Source organism: Halochromatium roseum, assembly GCF_016653315.1.
Taxonomy (GTDB): Bacteria; Pseudomonadota; Gammaproteobacteria; order Chromatiales; family Chromatiaceae; genus Lamprobacter; species Lamprobacter roseus.
Window position 1 is genome coordinate 1 of sequence record NZ_NHSH01000007.1, and the last position, 12,571, is coordinate 12,571.

General features: G+C 59.4%; 26 protein-coding genes and 1 pseudogene. 6 read left to right on the forward strand and 21 right to left on the reverse strand.

Annotated elements, in window-relative coordinates:
• Positions 1 to 108 precede the first annotated feature (108 nt).
• Positions 109 to 990, reverse strand: a complete 882-nt coding sequence (locus CCR96_RS00845) for an Rpn family recombination-promoting nuclease/putative transposase (protein ID WP_201215153.1) — start codon at positions 988 to 990, stop codon at positions 109 to 111.
• Positions 991 to 1,076: 86 nt separating this feature from the next.
• On the opposite strand from CCR96_RS00845, the gene CCR96_RS00850 reads away from it, so the two are divergent.
• From CCR96_RS00850 to CCR96_RS00860, 3 genes are read left to right on the forward strand one after another with little or no spacing between them, the layout of a single operon-like run.
• Positions 1,077 to 1,295: a hypothetical protein gene (locus CCR96_RS00850; protein WP_201215155.1), complete on the forward strand. Its 219-nt coding sequence runs from the start codon at positions 1,077 to 1,079 to the stop codon at positions 1,293 to 1,295.
• Positions 1,273 to 1,662, forward strand: a complete 390-nt coding sequence (locus CCR96_RS00855; RefSeq protein ID WP_201215157.1) for a HEPN domain-containing protein — start codon at positions 1,273 to 1,275, stop codon at positions 1,660 to 1,662. The genes CCR96_RS00850 and CCR96_RS00855 overlap by 23 nt, the downstream gene beginning before the upstream one ends.
• On the forward strand, positions 1,644 to 2,066 hold the full coding sequence (locus CCR96_RS00860) for a hypothetical protein (RefSeq protein ID WP_201215158.1): 423 nt from the start codon (positions 1,644 to 1,646) through the stop codon (positions 2,064 to 2,066). The genes CCR96_RS00855 and CCR96_RS00860 overlap by 19 nt, the downstream gene beginning before the upstream one ends.
• A 222-nt stretch (positions 2,067 to 2,288) precedes the next feature.
• Here the strand turns inward: CCR96_RS00860 and CCR96_RS00865 are convergent, their stop codons facing one another.
• Both CCR96_RS00865 and CCR96_RS00870 read right to left on the reverse strand, forming a co-directional pair.
• Positions 2,289 to 2,432 (reverse strand): transposase, encoded by a 144-nt coding sequence (locus tag CCR96_RS00865; RefSeq protein WP_201215159.1) that lies wholly within the window; start codon positions 2,430 to 2,432, stop codon positions 2,289 to 2,291.
• 90 nt (positions 2,433 to 2,522) lie between these two features.
• Complete coding sequence (locus tag CCR96_RS00870; protein ID WP_201215160.1) at positions 2,523 to 2,741, reverse strand: hypothetical protein; 219 nt, start codon at positions 2,739 to 2,741, stop codon at positions 2,523 to 2,525.
• A gap of 607 nt (positions 2,742 to 3,348) precedes the next feature.
• Between CCR96_RS00870 and CCR96_RS00875 the strand changes: the two genes are divergently transcribed.
• Both CCR96_RS00875 and CCR96_RS24970 read left to right on the forward strand, forming a co-directional pair.
• Positions 3,349 to 3,795 (forward strand): helix-turn-helix domain-containing protein, encoded by a 447-nt coding sequence (locus tag CCR96_RS00875; RefSeq protein ID WP_201215161.1) that lies wholly within the window; start codon positions 3,349 to 3,351, stop codon positions 3,793 to 3,795.
• A 31-nt stretch (positions 3,796 to 3,826) separates the two neighbouring features.
• Positions 3,827 to 3,958 carry a hypothetical protein gene (locus CCR96_RS24970; protein WP_274601048.1) on the forward strand — a complete coding sequence of 44 codons (132 nt, stop codon included), beginning with the start codon at positions 3,827 to 3,829 and terminating at the stop codon, positions 3,956 to 3,958.
• An 8-nt stretch (positions 3,959 to 3,966) separates the two neighbouring features.
• Here CCR96_RS24970 and CCR96_RS00880 read toward each other — a convergent pair whose 3' ends face one another.
• The 8 genes from CCR96_RS00880 to CCR96_RS00915 form a co-directional block, all read right to left on the reverse strand.
• Positions 3,967 to 4,284 carry a hypothetical protein gene (locus tag CCR96_RS00880; protein WP_201215163.1) on the reverse strand — a complete coding sequence of 106 codons (318 nt, stop codon included), beginning with the start codon at positions 4,282 to 4,284 and terminating at the stop codon, positions 3,967 to 3,969.
• Between the two features lie 184 nt (positions 4,285 to 4,468).
• Positions 4,469 to 4,957, reverse strand: a complete 489-nt coding sequence (locus CCR96_RS00885; RefSeq protein ID WP_242518274.1) for an NYN domain-containing protein — start codon at positions 4,955 to 4,957, stop codon at positions 4,469 to 4,471.
• Between the two features lie 193 nt (positions 4,958 to 5,150).
• Complete coding sequence (locus CCR96_RS00890; RefSeq protein WP_207191812.1) at positions 5,151 to 5,360, reverse strand: CmcI family methyltransferase; 210 nt, start codon at positions 5,358 to 5,360, stop codon at positions 5,151 to 5,153.
• A 34-nt stretch (positions 5,361 to 5,394) separates the two neighbouring features.
• Entirely contained in the window at positions 5,395 to 5,760 is a 366-nt protein-coding gene (locus CCR96_RS00895; RefSeq protein WP_201215167.1) for a nucleotidyltransferase family protein, read from the reverse strand.
• Positions 5,761 to 5,763: 3 nt separating this feature from the next.
• Complete coding sequence (locus tag CCR96_RS00900) at positions 5,764 to 5,997, reverse strand: hypothetical protein (protein ID WP_201215168.1); 234 nt, start codon at positions 5,995 to 5,997, stop codon at positions 5,764 to 5,766.
• The gene (locus CCR96_RS00905; protein ID WP_201215170.1) at positions 5,988 to 6,215 is read right to left on the reverse strand and encodes a hypothetical protein; all 228 of its coding nucleotides are present in this window, start codon (positions 6,213 to 6,215) and stop codon (positions 5,988 to 5,990) included. The genes CCR96_RS00900 and CCR96_RS00905 overlap by 10 nt, the downstream gene beginning before the upstream one ends.
• A 38-nt stretch (positions 6,216 to 6,253) precedes the next feature.
• A complete protein-coding gene (locus tag CCR96_RS00910; RefSeq protein WP_207191814.1) occupies positions 6,254 to 6,400 on the reverse strand; it encodes a hypothetical protein in 147 nt (48 codons plus the stop codon).
• A 16-nt stretch (positions 6,401 to 6,416) separates the two neighbouring features.
• Positions 6,417 to 6,872 carry a hypothetical protein gene (locus CCR96_RS00915; protein WP_201215171.1) on the reverse strand — a complete coding sequence of 152 codons (456 nt, stop codon included), beginning with the start codon at positions 6,870 to 6,872 and terminating at the stop codon, positions 6,417 to 6,419.
• Positions 6,873 to 7,070: 198 nt separating this feature from the next.
• On the opposite strand from CCR96_RS00915, the gene CCR96_RS00920 reads away from it, so the two are divergent.
• The gene (locus CCR96_RS00920; RefSeq protein ID WP_201215172.1) at positions 7,071 to 8,186 is read left to right on the forward strand and encodes a glycosyltransferase; all 1,116 of its coding nucleotides are present in this window, start codon (positions 7,071 to 7,073) and stop codon (positions 8,184 to 8,186) included.
• Between the two features lie 5 nt (positions 8,187 to 8,191).
• On the opposite strand, the gene CCR96_RS00925 is transcribed toward CCR96_RS00920, so the two are convergent.
• The 10 genes and pseudogenes from CCR96_RS00925 to CCR96_RS00970 all read right to left on the reverse strand — a co-directional run bounded on the left by CCR96_RS00925 (position 8,192) and on the right by CCR96_RS00970 (position 12,458).
• Entirely contained in the window at positions 8,192 to 8,332 is a 141-nt protein-coding gene (locus tag CCR96_RS00925; protein ID WP_420827240.1) for a DUF4351 domain-containing protein, read from the reverse strand.
• A 176-nt stretch (positions 8,333 to 8,508) separates the two neighbouring features.
• A pseudogene (locus tag CCR96_RS24300) lies at positions 8,509 to 8,924 on the reverse strand (CmcI family methyltransferase).
• Positions 8,925 to 8,942: 18 nt separating this feature from the next.
• Positions 8,943 to 9,425: a hypothetical protein gene (locus CCR96_RS00935; protein ID WP_201215173.1), complete on the reverse strand. Its 483-nt coding sequence runs from the start codon at positions 9,423 to 9,425 to the stop codon at positions 8,943 to 8,945.
• On the reverse strand, positions 9,412 to 9,855 hold the full coding sequence (locus CCR96_RS00940) for a hypothetical protein (protein WP_201215174.1): 444 nt from the start codon (positions 9,853 to 9,855) through the stop codon (positions 9,412 to 9,414). Before CCR96_RS00940 ends, CCR96_RS00935 begins: the two co-directional genes overlap by 14 nt.
• Before the next feature lie 18 nt (positions 9,856 to 9,873).
• On the reverse strand, positions 9,874 to 10,008 hold the full coding sequence (locus CCR96_RS00945; RefSeq protein ID WP_201215175.1) for a CmcI family methyltransferase: 135 nt from the start codon (positions 10,006 to 10,008) through the stop codon (positions 9,874 to 9,876).
• Between the two features lie 570 nt (positions 10,009 to 10,578).
• Positions 10,579 to 10,818, reverse strand: a complete 240-nt coding sequence (locus CCR96_RS00950; protein WP_201215176.1) for a hypothetical protein — start codon at positions 10,816 to 10,818, stop codon at positions 10,579 to 10,581.
• The gene (locus CCR96_RS00955; protein ID WP_201215177.1) at positions 10,802 to 10,996 is read right to left on the reverse strand and encodes a hypothetical protein; all 195 of its coding nucleotides are present in this window, start codon (positions 10,994 to 10,996) and stop codon (positions 10,802 to 10,804) included. The genes CCR96_RS00950 and CCR96_RS00955 overlap by 17 nt, the downstream gene beginning before the upstream one ends.
• 126 nt (positions 10,997 to 11,122) lie before the next feature.
• Positions 11,123 to 11,794, reverse strand: a complete 672-nt coding sequence (locus CCR96_RS00960; protein ID WP_201215179.1) for a DUF3782 domain-containing protein — start codon at positions 11,792 to 11,794, stop codon at positions 11,123 to 11,125.
• 27 nt (positions 11,795 to 11,821) lie between these two features.
• Positions 11,822 to 12,169, reverse strand: a complete 348-nt coding sequence (locus CCR96_RS00965; RefSeq protein WP_201215181.1) for a hypothetical protein — start codon at positions 12,167 to 12,169, stop codon at positions 11,822 to 11,824.
• Positions 12,170 to 12,227: 58 nt separating this feature from the next.
• A complete protein-coding gene (locus CCR96_RS00970; protein WP_201215183.1) occupies positions 12,228 to 12,458 on the reverse strand; it encodes a type II toxin-antitoxin system HicB family antitoxin in 231 nt (76 codons plus the stop codon).
• Between the last annotated feature and the right edge of the window lie 113 nt (positions 12,459 to 12,571).

The following is a 12,571-nucleotide window of genomic DNA, read 5'->3' on the forward strand; positions in this document are numbered from 1 at the left end:
CCATTCAATTATTAATAGGGTCGAATTATAACTTTTCAAGGTTAAGCTGTTGTTTTGAAAAAGCTTACTGAAAGAATGCTCGTCAGGTTACTGAAAAATAAAAAAATATTATTTAGTCACAAGTCTAATATACCGATCAATAAACGTCTGCATGATGGGGTCTCCCGGTGCGGTCTGTTCCAACAAGCGGCGGGCGTCACTCTCTTCCACCCATTGTGTCCCTTGGACATAGTATCGCAGCAGCGATTCCAGAATCTGCAGCGCGGTATCACGGTCGGCGATCTGGTCGATCAAGGCGATCAACCGCTCCAGATGCTCCAGCGGCTGGTCGCTGAAGATCCAGCGTAGCGCTAGCTGCACCAGGCGGGTGAGCACATCGCCTTTGATCTCCACATCGCTGCGTGGTGAGAGATCGTGCAGCGCATAGCGGAACTGCGGCACGTAGGGCTTGAGTGCGTCCGGTAGCGGCCGGATCAGCGCATGAAAATCGCTCGGCATCCGCCAGAGACTCTGACCATGATAGAGCACCAGCGGATAGACCGGCGGCAAGGTCTTGGCCTCGGGATGCTGTTTGCGGTAGGCATCGCCCTGCAGCGCGATGTAGCGCAGCAGTTGCAGCAAGACCCAGTAGTCGGGATGACTCTTGTGCTCAAACAGGATGTAGACGTGGAGCGCGAGCGTCGCTGCAGCATCTTCTAGATCAACTGCGGCGGCCGGATCAGCCCGCTCAGGCACGGTTGGATCAGCCCGCTCAGGTACGGCTGGATCAGCCTCATCAGGCACACGCCATTGCAGCCGATAGACCAGATCAGAATACGACGCGCGCAATTCCTTGGAGACGTAGCTGTCCTTGCTGATCTCCAGACTGTCCAGATCCACCACCTCAAGCAGCTCAGCCGGCAGGTGCTGGCGCAGGAAGTCTTGCGCGATCTCACGCCGGGTGAAGCTCTCGCGGAAGTAGACGTCATGGGGGTTGTTGATCTCATCCATGGCGGTGGACTTTACCGTGATTGCCAGACTCAGATATGGTGCTAGCGTACAACTGGTGTCGATCAGGCGTCTGGATATCAGGTCCGATGGCTATATTGGCAATGCTCGCGGAGCGCCCGGAGGATGCCGATCTGCGCTATCAGCTGGAGAAGGACTGCGAGGTCTATGACGACTTCGAGGAAGCGGCGCGCCAGTATCAGCATGCGCTGCAGGCGAGCGCCTTGCCGGTGGCGGAATCGCTGGCGCGGCGCATCATCGACTTGCCAAGTAGCGCGGGCCAGCATGAAACCCATCGAAATCATTAACAATCTGACGCAAAAATACGAAGACTCACTGTTACTGTATCAACACGGTCGGTATGCCAATGCCGTTTACCTTGCTGGCTATGCCGTTGAGTTGGCACTGAAGTTCGCGATCGTCCAGCGACTGGGCTGGACGGAGTTCAATCCACCAGCGACGCTTCGGTGCCTAAAGGTCCATGATCTGTCGTTACTGCTACGGTTCACTGGTCAAGAAGCGCAGGTCAAGCGCCAGCAAGCCTGGTCCAAGGTCGTACAGTGGTCGCCTGAAATCCGCTATCACGACCCCGAGTATGCCTCCGATGCCGACGCACAGGCATTACTGGCAGCAACAAAACAGTTGGTTGAACAGCTATGCAAGCACTCTTTGTAACCATTGCAGACCTCGTTGAAGCCATCGAGTTAGAACGAGGGCCTTTCGATGTCAAGTGCCTCGCTGCGAAAGATCCAGAGGATCTGCAATGGGCGCTGATCTTATCAGCGGAGTGGTTCAAGACTTATTCTGGGGATTTAACGGCCTATCTGGTGGAGCACACACTGCAGCAACTTGATGATGCAAGCCTCTCTCAGATGTTGGCGATCATCCCCTATCAACCGGGGCGCGGTGGAGATCTTTTAGACACGCTCAAACGGGTTCAGAAGCAAGCAGATCGGCAGCGCTACGGCTCGGGAACAGAGCAGCATTTTGAGATGATCGAGACGCCTCATCCGCTCGCCCGATTGGTGGTTCCTCTCGCTCGCTGGCATGAGCAGGCGCCGATGGTGTCAGCGGCCTGAGTAGAGACGCTCCACCCTACTGAGAAAGCGAGTCGAGATCAGCACGGCTTGGATACCGAGACGCTTGCCTGCAGGGTGCGCGATCAAGACCGGGCGCATGAGCAGCCGGTGTCTGAATAGCCGCGTGTTCGGCTGCCGGTGTTGACCCATCACTTGGGCTATCGGCGTGCAACGCTGGCAAGCAAACAGGGCCGCAACTGCAGGCTGTTTTGTTGGCGCTGCTCAGTGAAACACCGCCTCCGGCGTCTCAGCGGTAAGGATGCGATCGGACCATTCCGGTAGGGTCTCGGCATCGGCCGCTTGGATCTGCTGGCGAAGCCGGGCATCGGTGGGGTCGAATTTGCGCTCCATCAGGCGCAGTAGCATCTCGGCCTCAGCTAGCGATCAGCCACCGGCTGCTAAGATTGCTACAGCATTTAGGGGGAACGTCACTCATTTGGCTAATTTTCTCCGGTCTCAGAACCCGCGAAAATCTGGAACAGCAGCACACCATTTCTCCCTGATCCGACACAGCAAGTCATAAACGCGCTCAACCGCGACATCTTCCGCGATCCGGCCGTGTGCCAAATCGTTTCGTTGGCGAAATAAGGTCAACAGCTGCAACAGTCTTTGCCGCAACCAAGCTTTGTCGCCTTCGGCACCGATCCAGCCGGTGAGGATGTTGTTCAGCGGCACCGCATTAGATCGCAGCACGCAGTCCGCGGAGCCCATCCTTGGTCGCGAGGTCCAATGACATCGACACGTCCATAGCCCCCAATGATCAGGCTCGCAACCGGGATGAAGGCCACAAGGTCTCGACCGATCGTGACCTCGAGCCCCGGCGCTTCATAGGCCCCGAGTGTTTCCTCGGTGAGGCGATGTCGGGTGTCCACGATCTGATCCATGGGCACACCCGCATCCTTGAAAGACGCACGCAAAGCGTCCATCAGCTGCCGAAGCACCGATAACCACTTTTCCCGACGCCTTCCCCAATCGACCGATTCGCCCGCCCAGTGCGCTGCTCTGGCTTGGTGCTGTTTGACAATTGTTTGTAGACTGGTCATCAGACATTCCTTCCTCTAGCCAAAACCCTTCACGATAGCTGCCTCAAGGACCCATCCGGCACAATGCTGATCAGCAGCTTGTGATCGATCTACCAGTAACGCGGCTCACAGCGGCCATCATTGCGGATCACCAGGGCATCGCGTGTTTGGGTCGGCTTCCTGAAACCTGCGATCGGTGCCCCTGAAGAAGGTCCAAACGTGGTCCAATGTTGTGTGGCCATGGTGTTGGAGCTCGACGAATGCACTGGCGACGGCCTGTGGATGTCTGGCGTCGGGGGCTGGAGAAAGAGATCAGCGAGGCGTGCGGGTGGCTGTTTGGGCTGCCATTTGGCGAGTGCTTGGCAAACATCCTTCATCTCTTTGTGCTGGAAGGCGCGTCGGACCTTGTGACGGAGGTTTTCGCAGCCACGGCCGGTGGTCGGGAGTCCAGTCGGTCAAAACATCAGGCGGGCCGGATCAACCGCCCTTGTTCGCGCAGCATCGAGGTCTCGCCTGGGGAATCCGTGCGCATCCTGCGCGAGCTTCAGGAATTGACCCATAAGGAGCTTGCCACGCGCGCTGGGCTGCCGCTGGCGGCGTTAGTCGAGATCGAATCCGACCGCTCCGCCCTCGACATCGAGCAGGCCAAGTCCTTCGCTCGTGCGCTCAAGTGTCATCCCGGTGCCCTGGTCTTTCTAGGAGGGTGACGTCCCTCGTTTTTCTCAGCTTGAGGGCAGTGTGCAGGGGCGTGGTCGCTGTCTGGCCGCGCATCACCTGGCGGTGCTCCACGAGCAGATGGGGCGCGTGGAGCAGGCGCGAGAGTATCAGCAGCTGGCGCGGGCGTTGCGCGAGGGGCAAGGGCAGCGCTGATCCCGGCGCTAATGAAACACCGCCTCCGGCGTCTCAGCGGTGAGAATACGATCGGACCACTCCAGCAGCGTCTCGGCATCGGCCGCTTGGATCTGTTGGCGTAGCCGGACATCGGTGGGGCCGAATTTGCGCTCCATCTGGCGCAGCAGCATCTCGGCTTCGCCCTGCAGCGCGATGTCGCGCAGCCGTTGCAGCAAGACCCAGTCGTCGGGATGGCTCTTGTGCTCAAACAGGATGTAGACGTGGAGCGCGAGGATGGCTGCCCCAGCTGCTAGGTCAACCGCAGCTGCTGCATCAGCCGGATCAAGCAGGGCGATGGGTCTCATCGGCGCTCGCCCCAACTGTTAGCGGTGGTATCCGTGGCTTAGCGGACAGTTAACCTGGTCCGTCCATTTCCTACTTGATGTACAGCGGAATGAAGGCCAGGCCAATGAGGGCTGTCCAGCCTTGGCCGAGGTCGTTGGCGATGAGGTTGCATTTGAGCATTTGGTCGGTGGACGACGCTTCGCTTTAGCAGCGCTGCGGCTTAGGAAAGCTGGAGACGACTCCATCAACGTGCTCGTTTAGATCTGCGCTGACGGATTGCCACATTGGGTCGAGCAAGAACTCGACGCCCTCTCGACGCGCTAACTTGGCGGCTGGCACGAAGTCGCTGTCGCCGGTTACCAAAATCAGCGTATCGACCTGTTTCTTGAGCGTCATACTGGCGATGTCGAGCCCGATTCTCATGTCGACGCCTTTCTGTCGCATCCCGAGTCTGACGCTGTCGGCATCAAGGGACTTGAATCCCGTGAGGGCGCGTTGAAGCTCTTGCCTGTCAGCTGGCGTCAACTCCGGCATGGGAGCACCATCCATCACAGCCGCCTGAATGTCGTCTAACCAGGGCAACATTTTCAGCAGATACTTGGTCTTTGCGGGATCAATCTGCCAGCCAGAATCTTTTTGAACATGGCCGAGCCGAATCGCGAACTTTCGTTTTCGTCGCAGTTCGACAAACAACGCCTCGCGGAAGACAGCGGTCTCTGTCTTGGCGAACGCGATCCGTCGCACCCTCATATCCATGCTCCCAAAAAAAGCCCCGGACTTTCGGCACACGCTCGGGATTGTTGAGCGGGCGTACTCCTCTGGGGCGGATGCGCGCTAACCTAGCCCCCGAGTCCGAGTTTGTCAACTTTAACGTCCTCTCACTGACCTAACCCAACCGCTTCAAGTAGCCATCTGGCGCCACACTAATCAGCAGCTTGTGGTCGATCTGTTTGTCGATCTCGAACTCCGGCTGGGTCTTGAGGTACTGGTGCACGGCGGTCTTGGGGTTGTCGCTGGGTCCGCTTGATCGGATCAGGCGGCGTTCGGGGTCGGGGTCGATGGAGGAGCCTTGGATCAGCGTGATGCGGCGGGCCAAAGGGTGGCTGCGAGCAGGGCATCGCACTCGGGCGTCACAGGCGCACGGCCACGCGGGCGATGTTGATGGCCAGCGGATAGCCTTGCTGTTGCCGCCAGTCGTCCTCGGTGTGCAGGAGTGTCGTCACCAGCGCATCATGGCGGTCGAGCATGTCGACTTGCACGTCTAAGACCCGTTCGCGCAGTTCCGTCGCATCACGGTCAAGCAGCACCAGCAGGTCATAATCGGAGTCTGGACGCGCGTCGCCACGCGCCCGCGAGCCGTACAGCCACAATTCGCGCAGGCGCGCGCCGAGCGCTTGTTTGAGTTGGGTGGCGCAATCGACGATGACCGGGTCGTTGCCGGGGCAGGCTTTTGGCTCGGCGATGGGGGGTTGGGTGTCGGAGATGCGGGGGTTCATCGTTTACCGATGTGGTAACGCCTTGGCCAGTTGTTCTGAGGCCGCAAGGCTAAGTGCGACACTGTCGAACCAGGATTGGGGATAAAGATAGTCTTCGCCGGATTCGTCGATGATCCGCAGCATGCCGTGACCGGCATCCTTTTCCACCAACTCATAGAGCCTGCCAAGCTGGAGATCATCGCCCGAGAAGTCTCCGGTATCGTCTTTTCGTAAACAGACCACGAATTCTAGAGCCATCGTTTCACCTTCATTTTTACCTTGCCGATGCCGTGGGCTTCGTACCAGTGGATCTCGGCGGGTTGATGAGCGCCGTCGTCCGTTTCGACCAAGGCAATACCCTTTTTCTTCCTCCAACGTCCTGGTCCATAGTGCTGGCGCAGGAGATGGAACTCCCGAATCGAGGGGCCTTCAGCAATCGTTTCGATCGCCGTGATTGGAGCAATGATACGAACCATTGGAGAATCACTGTGAGCCCATTGTGACGCCTACAAGGCTAGCTGATGTTGAGTGACGGGACTGCGGTCACGAAGCGAGCGCCCCGCTCGGCGAGATCGGCCAGTTGCGCCTTGACCTCTTCGGCAATGTTCCAAGGCAGGACGCTGTAGCGGGGGCGAGCCCCATGCCAAGTCTCAAGCGCCAAGGCGACAGACCCTGACCTAAGGCCCTGGTCCCGGCAGATACCGCATCGCGATGATGACCAGACCGACTCCGGTCGCGATGAAGCCGAGTATCCAGAGAAAGTGCGTGTCGTGACGCTTGATCATCTCATCGAAGCGTTTGTCGACCTGCTCGAAGCGTTTGTCGACCTGCGCAAAGCGCGCCAGCATGTCTTGGCGCAGTTCGTCGTGGCGCTTGTTGGCTTGCTCGAAGCGCTGATCGACCTGCTGAAAGCGCTGGTCCATGTCCGTGCGCAGGGCGATGAAGCGCTCGTCCATGCGCTCGAAGCCTTCGCGCATCAGTTCGCGCTGGTGTTTAAGTTCTTCTTCAACCCGCACCATGCGCTCGCGCAGTTCGATCTCGTAGACCGCGGGTGGTTTGCCGAGCGATTGTTCAGCCAGCCATTCGCCGAGATGCGCTTTGATGAATTGGATGTCTTCTTGTGCGAGGGCCATGTTGGGGTCTCTCGGCAGTGGTCGGTTCAGGTCAGCTCTGGTCAGGTCGGCTCTGCCCAGCTCTGGTCAGGCTTCAACCGAACAGCCATTTTGACAGATCTAGCACGCCTGTTGTCGCTCGAATGATCACTGCTCACTGCGCTATGCTCAAGCGCCGCTCAACATGCCTGATCACGCCCACCAGCGCGCCCGACGCCCATGCCACACCGCTCAGCACAGCCACCCTCCCCGCCCAAGCCCCCCCACTGCCGACTCGCGCTGGTGGTCATCGCCCGCAATGAGGCGGTGACACTGCGCGCGTGCCTGGAGAGCGCGCGGGACCTGGTCGAGTCGATCATCCTGCTCGATACCGGCTCGAGCGATGCGACGGTCGCTATCGCTCAGGACTGTGGCGCACAGGTGCATCACTTCGCCTGGTGCGACGATTTCGCCGCCGCGCGCAATGCGGCCTTGGCGTACTCGCCTGCGGCTTGGAATCTGGTCCTGGATGCCGATGAGCGCCTAGCCGAGGATGCCGCTGGGGCAGAAGCCTTGATCGAAGCCACGCGCGGGCCGGCGACCCGCATCGGCCTGCTGCCGGTGATCAGTGCCTTTGATCTCGAGGATCAGGTGGCGCATAGCACCTCGTGGCTGCCCCGGCTGCTGCCGGCCTCGGTGCGTTATCAGGGCCGGGTGCATGAGCAGCCGTGCTCGGAGCGGCCGCGGGTGCGCTTGCCGATGCCGATCTACCACAGCGGTTACCGACGCGCGGCGCTGGCGCGTAAACGCGGTCGTAATCGGCGGCTGCTGCTGGCGATGCTCGAGGAGCGCCCGGAGGATGCCTACCTGCACTATCAGCTGGGCAAGGATGACGAGGTCTATGGGGCCTTCGCGGAGGCCGCTGAGCACGATCAGCGCGCCTTGCAGTGGGTCGCGCCACAGCAAGGCTATCGGCATGATCTGGTGGTGCGGTTGCTTTATGTGCTCAAGCGCGCGGGGCAGTTGGAGACGGCGATTCAGCTGGCCGAGCAGGAGATGCCGCACTGGCAACAGTCGCCGGACTTCTTCTTTGTGCTCGGTGATCTGCTGCTCGACTGGGCGATTGCGCATCCGGCCCAGGCCGAGCAGGAGTTCCTACCGCTGGTGGACTCCGCTTGGTCGACCTGCCTGGCGCTGGGCGAGCAGCCGCAGCTCGAGGGTAGCGTGCAGGGGCGTGGCAGCTTTCTGGCGGCGCATAACCTGGCGGTGCTCCATGAGCAGATGGGGCGCGTGGAGCAGGCGCGGGAGTATCAGGAGTTGGCGCGGGCGTTGCGCGAGGGGCAAGGGCAGCGCTGATCCCATCACTCATGAAACACCGCCTCCGGGGTCTCAGCGGTGAGAATACGATCGGACCATTCCAGCAGCGTCTCGGCATCGGCCGCTTGGATCTGCTGGCGCAGCCGGGCATTGCTGGGACTGAACTTGCGCTCCATCTGGCGCAAGGTAGTCCCCTCTTTTAGAAGATGAACAGTTAGCTTCCCAGGAAACGCTGGGCGAGCCAGGTGACCAGGGAGCCGGTGGCGAAGCTACCAACGCCGAGTAGGATCTGTTGCTTGAGCCTGCTTTCGCTTTGCATCAGGCGAATGAGTGCGGTTTGCGCCTCAATGACTTTTAACCGCTACCCATCCGGCGCCACGCTGATCAGCAGCTTGTGGTCGATCTGTTTGTCGATCTCGAACTCCGGGTGGGTCTTGAGGAACTGATGCACGGCGGTTTTGGGGTTGTCGCCGGGGCCCCAATGGCGGTCTAGGAACATGTCCGCGGGCATGTCCTCGATGAGGGTGTCGAAGACGACGCAGTACTGCCGGGGGTGACCAGCGGGGCGTAGGCTTCGAGCTCGGCGAGAACGTGCTCGTGCGTGTGGTTGGAGTCCAGGCAGACGAGGATGCGTTGGTGGCCGTCGGTCATGGCGTGCACGCGGGCGGTGATCTCGGGGTCGATGGAGGAGCCTTGGATCAGCTGGATGCGGTTGGCCATCGGGTGGGCTTCGATGGCGGCGCGGTTGTGGGCGCGGATGTCGATGTCGAGGCCGATGACTTGGCGATCGGGGCATCAACCATGCTCAGCATCCTGAGCCTTGATCCTGTCCAGTAAGCCCGACAGATCACTAAAAACAGTCGAAATCGAGATGGGAATCGTGAAATCGCCACCATGGCCAATGGTGTTGCGCTGCTTATAGTACGCCTTAATCTTTTCATAATGATGGGTACGCTTATCGATCAACAGCGCAACACGATCCAAAAAAGACGGTTGATCCGCATTTTTTCCAGACGGCAGCAATTGCCAAACCCGACGATGCTCCCAATCAAGATCGACACGGCTATTTTGGCGAATCAGCCTACTGCTTTCCTCTCTGACCGCATCCTCGAAACGGCTGAACAAAAATAGAAAATACGCATGGTCGTTGAGTTTGCGCTTGCTAGCAATCACTGCCTCTGTCTCGTCATCTCCGTTCTTGCTCTGCTGCAGCCCTTGATCCATGTAGAAACCATCGATTTCTGCGTAAATATCCGAGAGGCTCTCAAACACATTCATGGTTTGGAATTCCCAATTTCCGCAACACATAGTCCCTGGTCAGCAACTGTCCTTTAAGAAAATGTTCCCGATCATGCGCAATCCACTTGGACTCTTGAAACGGCTCGGATTCGTCAATGATTTGGGCGCCGCCATGACGCGACATCAGATCAACTCGCCCATTTGCGCCGATAATCCAGAGACCAATTGGCTTCATCCGCGCAATCAGCTCGTCATCTTCATAAATATCCAGGGTTGGCATTGCCTGGGGGCGAAGACCAAACCGGTACATTAATTCCTCGTACATGGTTGCGTCTTGATGTTCAACCACCCGACACCCCTCGATCGGGTGCAACCAGTCCTTGATCGTCATGTAAAGGTTATCCACACGTTTGACCCAGTCCAGAACGCGATCTTGTACCAATTCTTGCGTGATACCATTCTCATTCATCGTGAAGACTCCAACTTTTCAACCCACCCGCCGCAGGTAGCCATCCGGCGCCATATTGATCAGCAGCTTGCGGTCAATCTGTTTGTCGATCTCGAACTCCGGGTGGGTCTGGATCGCCGGGATGGTTTTCGAGCAGCATGACCACGCGCACATGCTGATTGTTCAGAGACCTGTAATCATCGGGTATCGTCAGGACGCCACCTTTCAGATCAGTCTCGAATTCTATCGCGTACATCGGTCTTTTCCTCCTCTTGAGGTACGGTCGGTCTCCCTAAACAGGGCCCAAACGTCGTCGAGTGTGGCGGCCATGGTCTTCGCACCTCGGGATTCACGGGTTCAGTGTAGCACTGGCCGACCAGCGCTCAATGAAGCAGGCGTCACGCGCGCCGCGTGAAGCGCTGACGACAGTTGACTCATCGTCGCAGCCCAGGAGCTGTTCTCTGGCGATCTTTCTCTGGCGACCTCTCGCTTGAGGCCAATACGGTTGCTGAACAGGGCTGTCTCGGCTTGCAGTCGGCCTGCTTGGCCGAGATCACCCGATGCCGATGAGTGCCTGGCCGAGCGGGAGATGCCGCACTGGCAACCGTCGCCGGACGTCTTCTTTGTGCTCGGTGATCTTTTGTGCTCGGTGATCTGTTGCTCGACTGGGCGATTGCGCATCCGGCCCAGGCCGAGCAGGCGATCCTGCCGCTGGTGGAATCCACTTGGTCGATCTGCCTGGCGCTAGGCGAGCAGCAGCGATTCCAGACGCTGCAGCGCCGTGTCGCGGTCGGCGACCTGGTCGATCAAGGCGATCAACCGCTCCAAATGCTCGAGCGGCTGGTCGCTGAAGATCCAGCGCATGGCGAGTTGCACCAAGCGGGTCAGCACATCGCCTTTGATCTCCGCGTCGCTGCGCGGCGAGAGATCGTGCAAGGCATCGCGAAACTGTTCGAGCAGGACAACATCACCGAGCTTGAACATCGAACACCTTTTCCCAGTCGACATCCTGGTCATCGCCGTCATCGGCAAAGCTCGCCATGCCCAACGCTCGGAACGCCTCTTCGGATGTGCTTGGCGAGCGCTTCAAGGTTTCGGACGGGATTCCGGTGCGACCTTCACGGTCGAGCACAACGATGAGGCGCTCGGACCAGGCCAGCAACGTCTCGGCATCGGCCTCTTGGATCTGTTGGCGCAGCCGGGCGTCGGTGGGGCCGAACCAGCAGAGTTTAGGGTACGTCCCTGGTTTTTCGCCCTGGTTTTCCGCCAGCGGCTGGCCGCTGAAGCTCTACCAATAACGCGGCTCAAAGCGGCGATCATTGCGAATCACCACGGCATCGCCTGATTGAGCGAGGACGAAGAGGCCTTGGCGGTAGGCGAAACGGCCGACGTCTTCGGGTAGCACCATGGCCGCGACCGCGCCGAGGAGCTTGTAGCCGGCGTATTGGCCAAAGCAGGCCTTGAACTGCGCAAGCCGCTCCAGATGCTCGCGCACATCGTCGGTGCCGAGGTGGGATTTGCATTCCACCGCCACGGCCACCTCGCTGTTGACCACCAGCAGGTCGATCTCCATCAGCGGGCAGCCGTCGTCGTCATACGCCAGCAGGTTGCTCAGCACTTGATGCACCGGCAGCTGGCGCTCGCGCAGCAGCCGCACGACGGCGGGCTTGACCATGGCCTGGACAAAGTCGCCCAGGCGGTTGCCTTGCTCGCCGAGTTGGCGACTGATGGTATTGAGCAGCTTCTCGGTTTGCTGGAATCGACGGTCGGTTTCTTGAAACTTGCGGTCGGTTTCTTGAAACTTGCGATCGGTTTCTTGAAACTTGCGGTCGGTTTCTTGAAACTTGCGATCAGTCTCCCGCGACTCCTCGCGCAGTTCGCCGATCAGTCGGTCGGTCTCTTGGAATTTGCGATCGGTCTCCCTGAAGAGGGCCCAGACGTCGTCGAGTGTGGTGGCCATGGTGATGTCGCCTCGCTGTTGAGCGCTTCAGTGTAGCACTTGCAGGGTGAGCGGCCATTCCTGGATGCCGATGAGTGCCTGGCGGACGATGCTACTGGGGCAGAAGCCTTGCTCGAAGCCACGCGCGGGCCGGCGACCCGCATCGGCCTGCTGCCGGTGATCAGTGCCGTTGATCTCGAGGATCAGGTGGCGCACAGCACCTCGTGGCTGCCCCGCCTGCTGCTGGAGATGCCGCACTGGCAACCGTCGCCGGACTTCTTCATTGTGCTCGGTGATCTGCTGCTCGACTGGGCGCTTGCGCATCCGGCCCAGGCCGAACAAGAGTTTCTGCCACTGGTGGAATCTGCCGTCGTGCGGATTGTTGATCTCATCCATGGCTGTGGACTTTACTCGGATTGCAGCCTAACGGCGAGCCGCCTGCCGCTCGCAGCGTTTAGGGGTACGTCCCTGATTCTTGATGTTGGCGCGCGCCTGGCAAAGGATGGCCCAAGGCCTTGAGCGTTTCCAGATAGGAATGGCGGGCATCGTAGCCTTCGCGGAGGGCCGCTTCTGGCGTTGGCCCGTAGGCCATGCAGCCTGGATAGTCGGGAAACTCAATGAGGTCGCCTTCGCCCTCGTCAGGCGCGAGCGGGCGCAGTGTGCAGCGCGGTAAGAGACTGTTCATGATCCGCCTCCCTCCAGGGCATCGACCAGGACGACAAAGCGCTTGATGTGGTTCGGGGCAATAGGTTTGTGTGCAGGGATGGTTACTGTTCGCCGGCGCCGCCCTCGCGCCTA

Excerpts from the sequence above, each read along its gene's own strand:
- CCR96_RS00905 (WP_201215170.1), bottom strand. The coding sequence starts at position 6,215 with ATGGTTCGTATCATTGCTCCAATCACGGCGATCGAAACGATTGCTGAA.
- CCR96_RS00845 (WP_201215153.1), bottom strand. The coding sequence starts at position 990 with ATGGATGAGATCAACAACCCCCATGACGTCTACTTCCGCGAGAGCTTC.
- CCR96_RS00940 (WP_201215174.1), bottom strand. The coding sequence starts at position 9,855 with ATGAATGAGAATGGTATCACGCAAGAATTGGTACAAGATCGCGTTCTG.
- CCR96_RS00860 (WP_201215158.1), top strand. The coding sequence starts at position 1,644 with ATGCAAGCACTCTTTGTAACCATTGCAGACCTCGTTGAAGCCATCGAG.
- CCR96_RS00880 (WP_201215163.1), bottom strand. The coding sequence starts at position 4,284 with ATGAGACCCATCGCCCTGCTTGATCCGGCTGATGCAGCAGCTGCGGTT.
- CCR96_RS00915 (WP_201215171.1), bottom strand. The coding sequence starts at position 6,872 with ATGGCCCTCGCACAAGAAGACATCCAATTCATCAAAGCGCATCTCGGC.
- CCR96_RS00970 (WP_201215183.1), bottom strand. The coding sequence starts at position 12,458 with ATGAACAGTCTCTTACCGCGCTGCACACTGCGCCCGCTCGCGCCTGAC.
- CCR96_RS00900 (WP_201215168.1), bottom strand. The coding sequence starts at position 5,997 with ATGGCTCTAGAATTCGTGGTCTGTTTACGAAAAGACGATACCGGAGAC.
- CCR96_RS00855 (WP_201215157.1), top strand. The coding sequence starts at position 1,273 with ATGAAACCCATCGAAATCATTAACAATCTGACGCAAAAATACGAAGAC.
- CCR96_RS00875 (WP_201215161.1), top strand. The coding sequence starts at position 3,349 with ATGCACTGGCGACGGCCTGTGGATGTCTGGCGTCGGGGGCTGGAGAAA.
- CCR96_RS00920 (WP_201215172.1), top strand. The coding sequence starts at position 7,071 with ATGCCACACCGCTCAGCACAGCCACCCTCCCCGCCCAAGCCCCCCCAC.
- CCR96_RS00865 (WP_201215159.1), bottom strand. The coding sequence starts at position 2,432 with ATGCTACTGCGCCTGATGGAGCGCAAATTCGACCCCACCGATGCCCGG.
- CCR96_RS00960 (WP_201215179.1), bottom strand. The coding sequence starts at position 11,794 with ATGGCCACCACACTCGACGACGTCTGGGCCCTCTTCAGGGAGACCGAT.
- CCR96_RS00895 (WP_201215167.1), bottom strand. The coding sequence starts at position 5,760 with ATGAACCCCCGCATCTCCGACACCCAACCCCCCATCGCCGAGCCAAAA.
- CCR96_RS00850 (WP_201215155.1), top strand. The coding sequence starts at position 1,077 with ATGGCTATATTGGCAATGCTCGCGGAGCGCCCGGAGGATGCCGATCTG.
- CCR96_RS00965 (WP_201215181.1), bottom strand. The coding sequence starts at position 12,169 with ATGGATGAGATCAACAATCCGCACGACGGCAGATTCCACCAGTGGCAG.
- CCR96_RS00935 (WP_201215173.1), bottom strand. The coding sequence starts at position 9,425 with ATGAATGTGTTTGAGAGCCTCTCGGATATTTACGCAGAAATCGATGGT.
- CCR96_RS00950 (WP_201215176.1), bottom strand. The coding sequence starts at position 10,818 with ATGTTCAAGCTCGGTGATGTTGTCCTGCTCGAACAGTTTCGCGATGCC.
- CCR96_RS00945 (WP_201215175.1), bottom strand. The coding sequence starts at position 10,008 with ATGTGCGCGTGGTCATGCTGCTCGAAAACCATCCCGGCGATCCAGACC.